11 protein-coding genes are annotated in these 14,081 nt (G+C 74.9%); 8 read left to right on the plus strand and 3 right to left on the minus strand.

Translation table 11 applies throughout. The features are described from left to right. Window positions 1-49 precede the first annotated feature (49 nt). The 8 genes from HNR10_RS01645 (at window position 50) to HNR10_RS01680 (ending at window position 10,116) form a co-directional block, all read left to right on the plus strand. Window positions 50-2,221, plus strand: coding sequence for a SpoIIE family protein phosphatase (locus HNR10_RS01645; protein WP_179820276.1), 2,172 nt, complete (start codon window positions 50-52; stop codon window positions 2,219-2,221). Window positions 2,222-2,313: 92 nt separating this feature from the next. Beyond that, window positions 2,314-2,709, plus strand: a complete 396-nt coding sequence (locus tag HNR10_RS01650; RefSeq protein WP_179820278.1) for a DinB family protein — start codon at window positions 2,314-2,316, stop codon at window positions 2,707-2,709. Window positions 2,710-2,756: 47 nt separating this feature from the next. Beyond that, window positions 2,757-3,863: a hypothetical protein gene (locus tag HNR10_RS01655; protein ID WP_179820279.1), complete on the plus strand. Its 1,107-nt coding sequence runs from the start codon at window positions 2,757-2,759 to the stop codon at window positions 3,861-3,863. A gap of 119 nt (window positions 3,864-3,982) precedes the next feature. Beyond that, complete coding sequence (locus tag HNR10_RS01660) at window positions 3,983-5,014, plus strand: alpha/beta fold hydrolase (protein ID WP_179820281.1); 1,032 nt, start codon at window positions 3,983-3,985, stop codon at window positions 5,012-5,014. A gap of 105 nt (window positions 5,015-5,119) precedes the next feature. Further along, window positions 5,120-5,737, plus strand: a complete 618-nt coding sequence (locus HNR10_RS01665; protein WP_179820283.1) for a TetR/AcrR family transcriptional regulator — start codon at window positions 5,120-5,122, stop codon at window positions 5,735-5,737. A gap of 81 nt (window positions 5,738-5,818) precedes the next feature. Then, window positions 5,819-8,896, plus strand: coding sequence for an alpha-mannosidase (locus tag HNR10_RS01670; RefSeq protein ID WP_179820284.1), 3,078 nt, complete (start codon window positions 5,819-5,821; stop codon window positions 8,894-8,896). Between the two features lie 194 nt (window positions 8,897-9,090). Continuing rightward, window positions 9,091-9,618 (plus strand): DoxX family protein, encoded by a 528-nt coding sequence (locus tag HNR10_RS01675; protein ID WP_179820286.1) that lies wholly within the window; start codon window positions 9,091-9,093, stop codon window positions 9,616-9,618. A 99-nt stretch (window positions 9,619-9,717) separates the two neighbouring features. Beyond that, window positions 9,718-10,116 carry a winged helix-turn-helix transcriptional regulator gene (locus HNR10_RS01680; RefSeq protein ID WP_179820287.1) on the plus strand — a complete coding sequence of 133 codons (399 nt, stop codon included), beginning with the start codon at window positions 9,718-9,720 and terminating at the stop codon, window positions 10,114-10,116. Between the two features lie 24 nt (window positions 10,117-10,140). Here HNR10_RS01680 and HNR10_RS01685 read toward each other — a convergent pair whose 3' ends face one another. The 3 genes from HNR10_RS01685 to helR all read right to left on the minus strand — a co-directional run bounded on the left by HNR10_RS01685 (window position 10,141) and on the right by helR (window position 13,985). Next, window positions 10,141-10,752 carry a TIGR03086 family metal-binding protein gene (locus HNR10_RS01685; RefSeq protein ID WP_179820289.1) on the minus strand — a complete coding sequence of 204 codons (612 nt, stop codon included), beginning with the start codon at window positions 10,750-10,752 and terminating at the stop codon, window positions 10,141-10,143. Window positions 10,753-10,778: 26 nt separating this feature from the next. Then, a complete protein-coding gene (locus tag HNR10_RS01690; protein WP_179820291.1) occupies window positions 10,779-11,624 on the minus strand; it encodes an NAD(P)H-binding protein in 846 nt (281 codons plus the stop codon). A gap of 204 nt (window positions 11,625-11,828) precedes the next feature. Beyond that, on the minus strand, window positions 11,829-13,985 hold the full coding sequence (gene helR, locus HNR10_RS01695; protein ID WP_179820293.1) for an RNA polymerase recycling motor ATPase HelR: 2,157 nt from the start codon (window positions 13,983-13,985) through the stop codon (window positions 11,829-11,831). Between the last annotated feature and the right edge of the window lie 96 nt (window positions 13,986-14,081).

Consider the following 14,081-nt stretch of genomic DNA (forward strand, 5'->3'; position numbering starts at 1 on the left):
TGAGTCCGCCCGGGTGCGGGCGAGGGCTGTGGCGGGGGGAGGCGCGTCCATGGACAGCGAGGACGTCCCGGCGGTCGTGCCCGCCGGAACGGTACCCGAACAGGCCGACGCCGTCCCCGACCGTGCGGGCGACGCAGCCCCGCTCACCGCTGTGCTCAAGCAGTGGGCCCTGGACCAGATCCCGCTGCCGATGGCCCTCTTCGACCACAGGGCGCGCGCGATCGCGGTCAACGCGGCCATGGAGCGGGCGATGGGCCGGCCCGAGCGGGACCTGCTCGGACTGCGCCTGGGCGAGTCCGGTCCCGACCTGCTCGTCCAGGGACTGGGACCGGTCGACGAGGTCGTCGAGCGGGTGCTGCGCGACGGCGCGTCGGTGCCCTACGAGGCGTACCTGCGTGTGCCCGGCGAGTCCCGCGAACACGCCTGGCTGCTGAACCTGTATCCCGTCAAGGACGCCGACGGCCGGATCCGGGCCATGTCCGTGGCGGGTGTGGACACCACCGAGCAGTACCGGGCCCGCCGGCGCCTGGGCGTGCTCAACGAGGTCGGACTGCGCATCGGCACCACCCTCGACGTGGGCCGGACCGCCGACGAACTGGCCCAGGTCAGCACGGAGCACTTCGCCGACTTCGCCATCGTGGACCTGCTGGACGCGGCCGTGCGCGGCGAGGAGGCCGACCCGGCGCCGCCGGGCGGCGAGACGGTCTTTCGCCGGTCCGCCCAGCGCTCGGTGCTCGAAGGCTGCCCGGAGTCCGTGATCCCGCTCGGCGAGCTGCACACCTACACCGCGCACTCTCCGCCGGGCCGCGCGCTGGGCACCGGGCGGGCGGCGCGGTACACGGTCGACGACGCCCACGTGCGCTGGTGGGCCGCCGACGCCCCCGAGCGCGCCCACAGCATGACGCGGTACGGGGTGCACTCGAAGCTGCTGGTCCCCCTGACCGCCCGCGGAGTGACCCTGGGCCTGCTGATCCTGGCGCGCCACCGCACGCCCGAACCCTTCGGCGAGGACGACCAGTTCCTGGCGGAGGAGCTGGCCTCCCGCGCGGCCCTGTGCGTGGACAACGCCCGTCGGTACACGCGTGAGCGCGCGAACGCGCTCGCCCTCCAGCACAGCCTCCTGCCCCACCGCGCGCCCCGGCAGGCGGCGGTGGAGGCGGCCTCGCGCTACCTGCCCGCCCACTCGCGGGCGGGGGTCGGCGGCGACTGGTTCGACGTCATCCCGCTGTCGGGGGCCCGGGTGGCGCTGGTGGTGGGCGACGTGGTCGGCCACGGCCTCCAGGCCTCGGCCACGATGGGGCGGCTGCGCACGGCGGTGCGCACGCTGGCCGACGTGGACCTGGCTCCGGACGAGCTGCTCACGCAGTTGGACGACCTCGTGCTGCGCCTGGACCGCGAGGAGCAGGCCGCGGGCGGGGCGCCGTCCGGGCCGGGCGAGGGCGCGGGCGAGTTCGGCGCGACCTGCCTGTACGCCGTGTACGACCCGGTCGCCCGGCGCTGCGGTGTGGCCCGGGCCGGGCATCCGCCCCCGGCTCTGGCCACGCCGGACGGCCGCGTGGAGTTCCTCGACATCCCGGTCGGCCCGCCGCTGGGCCTGGGCGGGCTGCCCTTCGAGGTCACCGAGTTCGACGTGCCCGAGGGCAGCGTCCTGGCGCTGTACACCGACGGCCTGGTCGAGGCGCCTGACCGTGATCCCAACGCCGGGTACGAGCTGATGCGCGCCGCCCTGGCCGACCCCGGCGCGGCTCTGGAGGACACCTGCGACCGGGTACTCAGGGCGGTGCTGCCGGGCCGCCGCGCGGACGACATGGCCCTCCTGCTGGCCCGTACGCGCGGTCTGGACGAGGAGCACGTCGCCACGTGGGAGCTGCCCAGCGATCCGGCGATCGTCTCCCGGGCACGCGCGCTGGCCGGTGCCCGGCTGGCGGACTGGGGGCTGGAGGAGGCGGCCTTCGTCACCGAGATGGTCGTGAGCGAACTGGTCACCAACGCCCTGCGCTACGGCAGTCCGCCCATCCGGCTGCGGCTGATCCGCGACGAGACGCTCATCTGCGAGGTCTCCGACGCCGGGAGCGCGGCGCCCCACCTGCGGCGCGCCCGGGTCTACGACGAGGGTGGTCGGGGACTGCTGATCGTCGCCCAGCTCACCGAGCGCTGGGGCAGCCGCCACACCGGCGCGGGCAAGACGATCTGGGCGGAGCAGGCGCTGCCGCGGGAGTGAGCGCGAAGGCGGGCGCGGGTGGCCGCGGGACGAGCGCGCCGCCGCGGAAAACCGTTTCGGTGCCGGAGTCCGCCTGTGCCGGACTGCCCCCCATGACCGACCGCCGCGCCACCCTTCTGAGCAGCCAGTTCGACCTCACGTGGGCCCTGTTCGAGTACCACCTGGACCGGCTCGTCCCCGAGGACTTCCTGTGGGAGCCGGCCCGGGTGTGCTGGACCGTCCGGAACCGGGACGAGATCCGCTGGCCCGGGCCGGAGGAGTGCGTGGCGTGGCTGCGCGACCTGCGCGAACGGTGGTCGCGGGTGCTGGAGCAGGCGCCCGACCTCGACGCCCCGGCGCCCCTCCCCTGGCCGGAGGGCAGCGGGATGACCGTGGCCGACACCCCGGCGTGGGTCAACGCCGAGCTGATGAAGAACGCCGCCGAGATCGGCCGGCTGCGCCTGCTGCGGGCGGCCGGTGCGCCCGGCACCACCGGCGAACCCGCCTGAACTGGGCGATATCCGGGTGATCGGCGTCTTCCCGTACCCTTCCGCGCATGCACGAAGCACCCGAGAACGGACACCAGGTCCTGCAGGGCCGCCCTCCGCGGAGCGGCTACGGCACGGAGGCCCGCATCTCCGTGGTCCCGCTCGCCGACCCGTGGGAGGACGGCGAGCGGGAGGCCTTCGAGGCGTCCGGCTCCGACGCGTTCATGGTGGCTCCCCTGCTGCGCGTGGTGGGCGAGCCGGGGCGGCGGCGCCTGTTCGTAGGCCGGGTCCGTGTGTCGGCGCGCGGGCAGGAGCGCCCCCGGGTCTCGCTCGCGCTCCAGGCGGTGTGGTCGGAGGCGGGCGGCTGGCGCGAGGAGACGGAGCTGCCGTCCCCGGCCGACGACGCCCTCATCGCCTCCCTCGCCAAGCCGGCGCACGGGTTCGACGGTGACGCCGCGAGAGTCGTGGTCACCATGGCCAAGGCGTTCGCGGAGGGCTCCCGCAACGAGGTGCTCCGCCTGCGCGGGCTGCGTTACGAGCTCGAACGCGGGATCGCCGACCAGCTCGCCGGACGGTCCGACACCGCCCTGCGGCCGCTGCTGGCCGCGGCCGTCGAACTCGCCACGGCCGTGGGCCGGGCGCGCGACCAGGCCGTGCAGGCGGCCCGCCAGGGCCTGTGGATCTGGCTGTGGCACGCAGACGTCTACCTGGCCGACCTCCCGCACATGAAGGAGTCGGCGCCCACGGGCGAGCTCCCCGAGTGGGCGGTCACGTACCGGGCCGGTGTGCGGCACTGCGCGGCGATGGACACCGAACTGGCGGAGGAGGCCTCGCGGCTGCACTCCCTGCTCAACAGCATGTCCACGTTCGCGATCGCCCAGGGCTCGGAGGCACAGGACCGGTTCACGCTCGTGGTCGGGGTCGGCGCGGCGCTCGTGGCGCTTCCGGCGCTGGTCCTGACCCTGTACGGCGCGGCCCCGTTCCTGCCGATGAACTCCTTCGACCGCGCGTGGCGGGCGCTGCTGCCGATCGGGATCACGGCGCTGACCGCGGCGCTGGTCGCCATCCGGTGGATGCCGGGCCGGACCTCGGCGCGCCACTACGCGGCCACGGCCGCGGTGGTCCTGGGACTGCTGTCGGTCCTGCTGCTGGCCGGGGTCCTGGTCCCCGGCTGACCCGCACCGCGCGCCCGGGCCGCACCGCGTCGAACGGCCCGCGCCTCGCGCTTGCTTTTTTCTGACCAGGTGGTCAGACTATTGACCACATGGTCAGAGGCGCGAGGACGGGGGACGCCATGCGGGACGAACGGCCTGCCGACGACCCGGGCGCGGGCCCGGACACGGCCGCCCGGACGGCCGCGGCCCGTCGCGGGCGGCGCCTGCGGCGCGCGGGGGCGTTCGTGCTGGTGGCGGCACTCCTCCTCGGCTGGGCCGCGACGCGGGGCGGTGCGCCCGTCGGCCACTTCACCTCCGCGGAGGGCCACGACGCCTTCGTCGCCGCCTACGAGCGGGCGATGGCGGACCTGCCCGAGCCCGACGAGGTCCTGGACCTGCGCACGGACTACGGCGTGGTCCGGATGTACCGGTTCGACGGCGCCGCCCCCGAGGAGGAGCCGCTCGTCCTGCTCCCCGGCCGGGCCTCGGCCGCGCCGGTGTTCGCCGACAACCTCGCGTCCCTGCGCGCGGTGCGCACGGTGTACCTGATCGACCTGCTCGGCGAGCCCGGCATGAGCGTCCAGTCCCGGCCCATCCTCGACGACGCGGACCAGGCACTGTGGCTGCACCAGGCGCTCTCCCGGCTTCCGGAGCCGAAGGTGCAGCTCCTCGGGTTGTCGATCGGCGGATGGACCGCCGTCAACCTCGCGATCCGGCACCCGGACACCCTGGCCGGCGCCACCCTGCTCGATCCGGCGGTGACCTTCGCCGACCTGCCGCTCGAGGTGGTGATCAGATCCCTGCCCGCCACGGTGCCCTGGTTCCCGCGGAGCTGGCGGGACGGATTCAACCAGTGGACCGCGGGTGGCGCGCCGGTCGAGGACGTCCCGGTGGCCGACATGATCGAGGCGGGGATGCGGCACTACTCCCTCGCGCTGCCGGCACCGACCCGGTTCACCGACGACCGGCTCGAAGGTGTGGACCTGCCCGTGCTGGTGGTCATCTCGGGCGAGTCCGTGATGCACGACCCGGCCGAGGCCGCCCGCACAGCGGAGCGGACGCTCTCCCGGGGCACGGTCGTGACCTACCCCGACGCCTCGCACGCGGTCAACGGCGAGTACCCGCGGGAAATCGCCGCCGACGTCGCGCGCTTCGTCGGCGCGACCCCCTGAGCGCCAGCGCGGCAACCGCGCCCGGGCCGGCCGCGCCCTCCCCGTGGTACAGAAGGACTGTCCCCGGCCGCCGCCGGGGACCGGAACCCAGGAGGTCGCAGCAGAGTGCCCGCCGGACCACGCGGGGCCCACAGCGCCCGGCAGCCCACCCTCACCGAGCGCGCGCGCCGTCAGCAGCTCGTCGCCGTCACCATCGACCTGGTCGCCGCGCACGGCTACGCCGCCTGCTCCCTGCAGCGCATCGCGGACGCCGCCGGCCTCACCAAGGGCGCGGTGATCTACCACTTCGCGTCGAAGAACGCCGTCATCCGCGCCGCCTACGACGCGGTCATCGAGGCGCTCACCGAGCGGGTCGGGGCCGCGGTGACGCTCGCCCCGGGCCCGGCGGCGGCCGTGGACGCCTACGTCGGGTCGACGATCGGGCACATGGCCGAGCACCCGACGCACGTGCGGGTGCTCACCGAGGCGCTCACACCCGCCGTGGACACGGGTGTGGACGAGGACCCCGCCTCACCCGAGCGCCGCCAGGTGCTCGCCGACCTGGTCGCCGCGGCGGTCTCCGCCGGGGAGTACCGCGCGGACCTGGACGCCGTGACGCTGGCCGTGATCCTCAACGGCGCGATCGACGCGGTCGTGGCGCAGACCCTGGCCGACCCCGGGTACGACCTCACCGCCGCGACCGCCGCCGTCCTGGACATGCTGCACCGCACCACCGCCCCCTGAGGCGCGGACGCCCGGTCGTTGACCCGGCGCTCGCGCGCTGCAAACGTGGCCGGGACGGGATGGCGACGAACGGAGACCGCCGTGCACGACGACCGCCGGCTGACCGAGGCACGACTGGAACGGGTGCTGCGCGAGCGGGTGTGGCCCGCGGTGTACACGGCGCCGGTCCCGATGGAGGTCGCCCGCTGGGACGTGCCCGGGGAGCCGGTCGACGCGGCGCGAGGGATCGCCGCGCCCTACGAGCCCGCCGCCGTGGGCGACGCGTGGGGTCCGGCGTGGGGCACGACGTGGTTCCGCCTGCGCGGCCGGGTCCCCGACACCTGGGAGGGCCGCCGGGTGGAGGCCGTGGTCGACCTCGGCTTCGACCAGGGCATGCCCGGCTTCCAATGCGAGGGCCTGGTCCACCTCCCCGACGGCACGGTCGTCAAGGGCCTGCACCCGCGCAACGCCTGGATCCCGTTCGGGGCCGGCGCGGGCGCGCGGGTGGAGTTCCACGTCGAGGCCGCCGCCAACCCCGTCATCCTCGACCACCCGCCCTTCCGGCCCACGGACCTGGGCGGGGGTCCCGGCCCCGCGGACCGGCTCCTGTACCGGCTGCTGCGGGCCGACCTGGCCGTGTTCGAGACGGCCGTGTGGGAGCTGGGCATGGACCTGGACGTCGTGGGCGGACTGATGCACGCCCTGGACACCGGGGACCCGCGCCGCTGGGAGCTGCTGCGGCAGGTCGAGCGCGCGCTGGACGCGCTGGACCCCCAGGACGTCCCCGGGACCGCCGAGCGGGCGCGCGGGGTCCTGGCCCCCGCGCTGCGCTCCCCCGCCGTGGCGAGCGCCCACCGGGTCTCCGCGGTCGGGCACGCCCACATCGACTCCGCCTGGCTGTGGCCGCTGCGCGAGACCGTGCGCAAGGTCGTGCGGACCAGCGCGAACGTCGTCGGGCTGATGGCGGACCACCCGGATCTCGTGTTCGCGATGTCCCAGGCCCAGCAGTGGGCGTGGCTGAAGGAGCACCGGCCCGAGCTCTTCGACCGGGTGGCGGAGCTGGCGCGGGAGGGGCGCTTCGTGCCCGTCGGCGGAATGTGGGTGGAGTCGGACACGAACATGCCCGGGTCGGAGGCGCTGGCCCGCCAGTTCGCCTACGGCAAGCGGTTCTTCCGCGACGAGCTCGGCGTCGACACCCAGGAGGTGTGGCTGCCCGACTCCTTCGGCTACTCCGCGGCCCTGCCACAGCTGGTCCGGCTGTCGGGGGCGCGCTGGTTCCTCACCCAGAAGATCTCCTGGAACCAGGTCAACCCGTTCCCGCACCACACGTTCTGGTGGGAGGGGCTGGACGGCACCCGGGTCTTCACGCACTTCCCTCCGGTGGACACCTACAACGCCGAGCTCACCGGCGCGGAACTGGCGCACGCCTCCCGCACCTTCCGCGACAAGGGCGGGGCGACGCGGTCGCTGGTGCCGTTCGGCCACGGCGACGGGGGCGGCGGGCCCACCCGCGAGATGCTGGCCCGGGCGGCGCGGCTGGGCGACCTGGAGGGGTCGCCGCGGGTGGCGGTCGAGCACCCGGCGTCGTTCTTCGAGCGGGCGCACCAGGAGTACCCGCACGCCCCGGTCTGGCTCGGTGAGCTGTACCTGGAGCTGCACCGCGGCACCTACACCAGCCAGGCCGCCACCAAGCGGGGCAACCGGCGCTGTGAGCACCTGTTGCGCGAGGCCGAGCTGTGGGCGGCCACCGCCGCGGTGCGCACGGGCGCGGACTACCCCTACGCGCGGTTGGAGCGGGCCTGGCGGACGGTCCTGCTCCACCAGTTCCACGACATCCTGCCCGGCAGCTCCATCGCCTGGGTGCACCGCGAGGCGGCCGCCGCCTACGCCGAGGCGGCGGCTGAACTGGGGGAGGTCATCGGGGCGGCGCAGGCGGCCCTGGCGGGCGACACCGGAACCGGCCACGTGGTCTTCAACGCCGCGCCGCACGAACGCGACGGGGTTCCGGCGCTGGGGGCCCGGCCGGCCGCGGACCCGGCGCCCCCGGAGGCCGCGGCGACGGTCGGCCCGGGCCCGGACGGCGGCCTGGTGCTGGACAACGGGCTGCTGGCGGTCACCGTGGACGGGCGCGGCCTGGTCACCTCGGTCCTGGACCGGGTGGCCGACCGCGAGGTCCTCGCGCCCGGGCGGCCGGGCAACCTCCTCCGATTGCACCAGGACGTCCCCAACCAGTGGGACGCGTGGGACGTCGACGCGTTCTACCGCAACACCGGCGAGGACCTCACCGGGCTGGACACGCTCGACGTTCTCGGTCCCGGCGCCGGTCCGGCGGGCTCGGTGGCGGGCACGGCGGCGGTGCGGGTGACGCGGTCCTTCGGTTCCTCCACGGTCGAGCAGCACCTCTCGCTCGGCCCGGGCGAACGGCGCCTGGACGTGACCACGGTCGTGGACTGGCACGAGCGCGAGAAGTTCCTCAAGGCGGCCTTCCCCGTCGACGTGCGCGCGGACGAGGCCGCCTGCGAGATCCAGTTCGGCCACGTCCGGCGTCCCACCCACACCAACACCTCGTGGGACGCCGCGCGGTTCGAGGTCTGCGCGCACCGCTGGGTGCACGTCGGTGAGCCCGGCTACGGCGTGGCAGTGGTCAACGACTGCACCTACGGCCACGACGTGACGCGTGACGTGCGCGAGGACGGCGGTACCACCACGACGGTGCGGCTGTCGCTGCTGCGCGCCCCGCGCTTCCCCGACCCGGAGACCGACCAGGGCCTGCACCGGTTCCACTACGCGCTGGTCCCCGGAGCCGCGGTCCAGGACGCGGTGCGCGAGGGCTACCGGATCAACCTGCCCCCGCGCGAGGTCCCGGGGGCGGCCACGGTGGAGCCGCTGGTGCGGGTCGACGACCCGGGCGTGGTCGTGGAGTCGGTCAAGCTCGCCGACGACCGCTCGGGCGACGTGGTGGTGCGGCTGTACGAGGCTCGCGGCGGGCGCGCCCGCGTGGCCGTGCGGCCGGGCTTCCCGGTGCGCGGTGTGCGGGCGGTGAACCTGCTGGAGGAGGAGTTCGAGGACGCCCCCGTCCTGGACACCCCGGTGGAGTCCGGGGGCGCCGGAACGGGCGACGGCCCGGTCGCGTTGACGCTGCGGCCGTTCCAGATCGTCACGCTGCGTCTAAGCCGTTGAGGCCCCGCGGTCACACACGGCCAGGGACCGTTGACAGAAGCGACAGGGACACGGATAATCACCCCAGTTCTGGGAGCGCTCCCAGAGCTGTTCCACGAGGGCGGCCGCTCCCCCTCTCCTCCGGGCGCGGTCGCCCGCCGTGGGCCGCAGTGCCGCGGCCCGTCCCACCCCCCGCTACGAGACGAGGACCCCCCATGACCTCCGTCGCCACGTCTTCCCCACCCCACTCACCCCCGTCCACGGACCACGCCTTCGACCTCGGCCTGCTGCTCCTGCGCGCGACCTGCGGCCTGGTCCTGGCCGCCCACGGCGCGCAGAAGCTGTTCGGCTGGTTCGGCGGCAACGGCATCAGCGGCACCGGCGAGTTCTTCGCCGCCGCGGGCTACCGGCCCGGAGAGCTCATGGCCGTGGTGGCCGGGCTCAGCGAACTCCTGGGCGGCCTCGGCCTGGCCCTGGGACTGCTCACCCCGCTGGCCGGCGCCGCCGCCATCGGCGTCATGGTCAACGCCGCCGCGTTCCACTGGGGCGACGGCTTCTTCGGCGGGATGGAGTACCCGCTGGTGCTCGCGCTCGCCGCCGTCGCCATCGCCGTGACCGGGCCCGGGCGCTACGCCGTGGACCGGCTCCTGCCCGTGCTGAACAGGCACCACCTGTACTACGGCCTGGCCGCCGTCGTCCTGGGCGCCGGGACCTCCGCCGTCGTCCTCCTCCTGCGCGCCTGACCGAGGGCCGGGACGACACGGGACCGCCGAGACCGTGGGGTCCGCCGGGACCGGCTACGCTGCTACCCGAAGGAAAGCGACTTCCCTGGAGGTAGCAGCGTGGCGCGGACCCCGCGGACCCCGGACCCGGTCGACCCCGACCAGGCCTGTCCCATCGCCCCCGTGGTGGACATCGTCTTCAGCCGGTGGACCACGCCGACCCTGTGGGCGCTCAACGAGTACGGGCGGCTGCGCTTCGTGGAGCTCCAGCGCAGGATCGGCACCATCTCGCCCAAGGTGCTCACCCAGCGGCTGCGGCGGTTGGAGCGCGACGGACTGGTCCGCCGCACCTACCACGCCGAGGTCCCGCCGAGGGTGGAGTACGAGATCACCGACCTCGGGCGCAGCCTCGCCCCGCTCTTCGCGTCGCTGTCCCACTGGGGCGCCGACCACCTGCCCGAGGTCGAGCGGGCCCGACGGGAGTACGACGGCGACGGCGCCGCACTCCCCCGGCCCTGACCCCGCCGGGACCGGGGGCGGACCTCAGCGTGGCCGGCGCCCGTACCAGGCCACGAGCCGGTCGATGGCGGAGGCGTCCTCGGGAACGGGCACGACCGGGCCGAAGGGCACCGGTGCCGTCCGCGGCTCGGCCGGAACCGCGCGGTGCATGGCGGCCAGCGGCCCGGAGAGCACGGCCGGGTCCCACTCGGGCTCCTGACCGGTCGCCACGGCCAGGTCCCAGGTGTGCAGGACGAACTCCGCGGTGTGGTTCACCGCCGCCACCGCGCCCGGCACGGCGCCCCAGGGCAGGGCGATCTCGCGGTCCAGGACCGCGGGGTCCGACCAGGCCGCCGCGATGTCCTTCGCGGCGGCCTCCCAGGCGGCCGACCACCGTCCGTCGGCGACGTCCTCGGCGAAGTGCGGGACGCTGTGGAAGTCGCCCCCTCCGCCGAGCACGGCCACGCGGCGCCCCACGGACACCAGGTGGCGGCACAGGTCGCGGACGTCGTAGTCGGGACAGGGCGTGGTGAGGCCGTACTGCTCGGGACGGATCCGGGCGATGACCTCCCCGGCCAGGGCGACGGCGCCCGCCAGGGCCTCGCGCGGGTCGGGGCGTGCCGGGCCGGCCGCCCGGTGGGTGGTGTTCTCGGTCATGGTCGACTCGCTCTCGTCCGGGGCCGTCACCGGAAGGCCGCCGCGTTGCGGGCGGCCCAGTCGGCGAAGGTGCGCGGAGCGCGCCCGAGGACCTTGTCGACGTCCGGGCTGACCAGGACCTCCTCCTCGCTGGGCGCGCCCAGGATGTCGAGGGTGCCGTCGGCGACGGACGCGGGCATGGCGGCGAGCAGGTGCTCCCTGGCCTGGTCGCGGGTCAGTTCGACGAAGTCGATCCCCGTGCCCAGCACCGCGCCGATCGCCGCCGCCTGCTGTCGCGGGGAGACCGGCTCCGGGCCGGTGAGCACGTAGGTGCGGCCCTCGTGGCGGGGGTCGCGCAGGGCGGCCGCCGCGACTCCGGCGATGTCGGCGGGATCGACGGCCGGGAGGGCGACGTCGCCGAACGGCGCCAGGACGGTGCGCCGCTCGCGGACGGTCTCGGCGAAGCTGAAGGCGTTGCTGAAGAATCCGCCCGGCCGCAGGAGCGTCCAGCCCGGGCCCGAGCCGCGCACCGCGTCCTCCAGCGCGCGCATCCCGGCGTGGGAGGGCGCGTCGGGGCGGGTCGCCGCCGCCAGGGACGAGACGGCGACGATCCTTGCGACCCCCGCCGCCCGCGCGTGGTCGGTGACGGAGGCCGCCGCCGCTCCGCTCGCCGACAGCTCCGGCCCCAGGAGGAGGAAGAGCGCGTCGGCGCCCTCGACGGCGGACGGCAGGTCCGCGGGTCGCGACAGGTCGGCCGTCCGGTACTCCACCCCCTCGGGGACGCCGGTGTCCGGTGGGCGGCGCGCGATCGCCCTGACCTGTTCGCCCGCGTCGGCGAGCGTCGTGACGAGGTGGCGGCCGATGTTTCCGGTCGCTCCGGTGACCACGATCATGAACGGTTCCCCCTGGGTGTGGACTGCGCTGCACGGTTCCCGCGGCGGCGCGGACGTGGGCCCGCGCCGCCGTGGCGCGATGAACGTAGCACCGCGTCACCAGCGGGAACCCAGGGGAAAGTGACGCACCCCCAGGAGACTATTCGGGTGCACGAACTATGATCCGCGCAGGTCGGAGGGTTTGCCGAACCCTTTCCGGTCGGATCAGGAACTCGTGAGCACCACGAGCTCGCGCGTGGCCCGGGTCATCGCGACGTAGCGGTCGACCGCCCCCTCGATCCCCTCGCCGAAGTCCTGCGGATCGACCAGGACGACCAGGTCGAACTCCAGCCCCTTCGCCAGCTCCGGCGTCAGCGACCGCACCCGCGGCGTCGACCGGAAGTCCGGGTCGCCGATGACGCAGGCGACCCCCTCCGCGTTCCCGGCCAGCCAGGCCTCCAGGACGGTGTCCCGGTCCGCCGCGGTCCCGTGGACGACCGGGACACCGCTGCCGCGGACCGACGTGGGCACGTTGGCGTCCGGGAGCGCGGCCCGGATGGCCGGCTCGGCCTCGGCCATGACCTCCGACGGCGTGCGGTAGTTGATGCTCAGGGAGGTCTGCTCCACCCGGTCGAAGCCGACCCGTGCGAGCCGCTCCCGCCACGACTCGGTGAACCCGTGCCGGGCCTGGGCGCGGTCTCCGACGATGGTGAAGCTCCGGGACGGGCAGCGCTGCAACAGCATCCGCCACTCCGCGTCGGTCAGCTCCTGGGCCTCGTCCACGACGATGTGCGCGAAGGTCCCGGCGAGCAGGTCCGGGTCGGTGCCGGGCAGCGCCGCCTCGTCGACCAGGCTGTCCCGCAGGTCCTGGCCGTGCAGCATCGTCACCACGCCCTCGCCGTCGTCGTCGGCCTGGAGCAGGTCGTCGATGACCCCGGCCATGCGCTCGCGTTCGGCGGCGGCCGAGGCCTCGTACCGCCGCCTGCGCTCGGACGCCCTCGGGTCGCCGAGCCGCCGGCGCGCGGCGTCCAGGAAGGGCAGGTCCGAGACCGTCCACACCTGCGCCCGCTCCTGCGCGCGCCGCAGGGCGCGCACCTCCTCGCCATCGAGCCAGGGAGCGCACATGCGCAGGTAGGCGGGCACCGACCACAGGTCGCCGACGATGTCGGTCGGTTCGAGCAGCGGCCACGCGCGGTGCAGCGCCCGGACGAGTTCGGCGTCGCGCGACAGCGCCGCGCGGACCATGTCGGGTGTGACGTCCTCGTCGTCGATCCTGTCGGTGACGATCTCGGCCAGTTCCGCCAGGATCGGCTCGCGCGCCTCGTTGTGCGGCGTCACCGGGTCCACCGAGGCGAAGGCCTCGGCCCAGTCGGCGGCGGTGAGGCGGACGTCGGCCCAGTCCGTCGAGACGATCATCCCGCGAGTGGGCGGCTGCTCGTAGAACCGGACGGCCGGTTCGATCGCCTCCACCAGGCGCGCGGACGACTTCAGGCGGGCGGCCTCCGGATCGGGCTCCACGCCCGCCTCCGCCCCCTCGGGGACGAGGTCGCGCGGCGTGCAGGTCTGCACCCCCTCCTCACCGAGGCTGGGCAGGACATCGGCGACGTAGGCCAGGTAGGGGTGGTGCGGGCCGACGAAGAGCACGCCGCCCCGCCGGTGCCCCAGGCGCGGGTCGGAGTAGAGCAGGTGGGCGGTGCGGTGCAGGGCGACGACGGTCTTGCCGGTGCCGGGTCCGCCGTCGACGACCAGGGCTCCGGCCGAGCCCGCGCGGATGATGGCGTCCTGGTCGGCCTGGATGGTGCCGAGCACGTCGCGCATCCGGTCCGAGCGGTGGGCGCCCAGACTGGCGATGAAGGCGGACTGGTCGTCGAGCGCGGCGTGCCCCTCGAACCCGTCGTCGGTGAACACCTCGTCCCAGTAGTCGCTGATCCGACCGCGGGTCCAGCGGTACCTGCGGCGGCTCGCCAGCCCCATCGGCGCGGCGTGGGTCGCGGCGAAGAACGGCTCGGCGGCGGGCGAGCGCCAGTCGATCAGCAGGCGGCAGCCCTCGTCGTCGGTCAGGCCGAGCCGGCCGATGTACACGGGTTCGGCGCCGTCGGCGCCGACGATGCGCCCGAGGCACAGGTCGAGGCCGAAGCGGCGCAGGGAGCGCAGGCGCGCGGAGAGGCGGTGGATCTCGGTGTCGCGGTCGAGGTTCTCCCGGTGGTTGCCGCGGGGCGCGCGGCGCAGGGTGTCGAGGCGGTCGGACAGGTCGGCGACGGAGCGGTCCAGGCTCTCCCGAATGGCCGCGAAGTGCCGTTCGTCGTCGGCGACGAGCGCCGGGGCGGCCTTGGCAGCCAGGTGCTCCGGGAGGTCGAACACCGCGGTGACCTGCGTTTTCACTAGGTTTCCCCCGTCATCGGTTCTGCTCACGATCGATGATTGTCCGGCATGACGGGGGTCTTGCCGCAAGCCCCGGGGTGCGCTATAAGTTGAGAG

Origin of the sequence: Nocardiopsis aegyptia (assembly GCF_013410755.1) — a bacterium.
GTDB classification, from domain to species: domain Bacteria; phylum Actinomycetota; class Actinomycetes; order Streptosporangiales; family Streptosporangiaceae; genus Nocardiopsis; species Nocardiopsis aegyptia.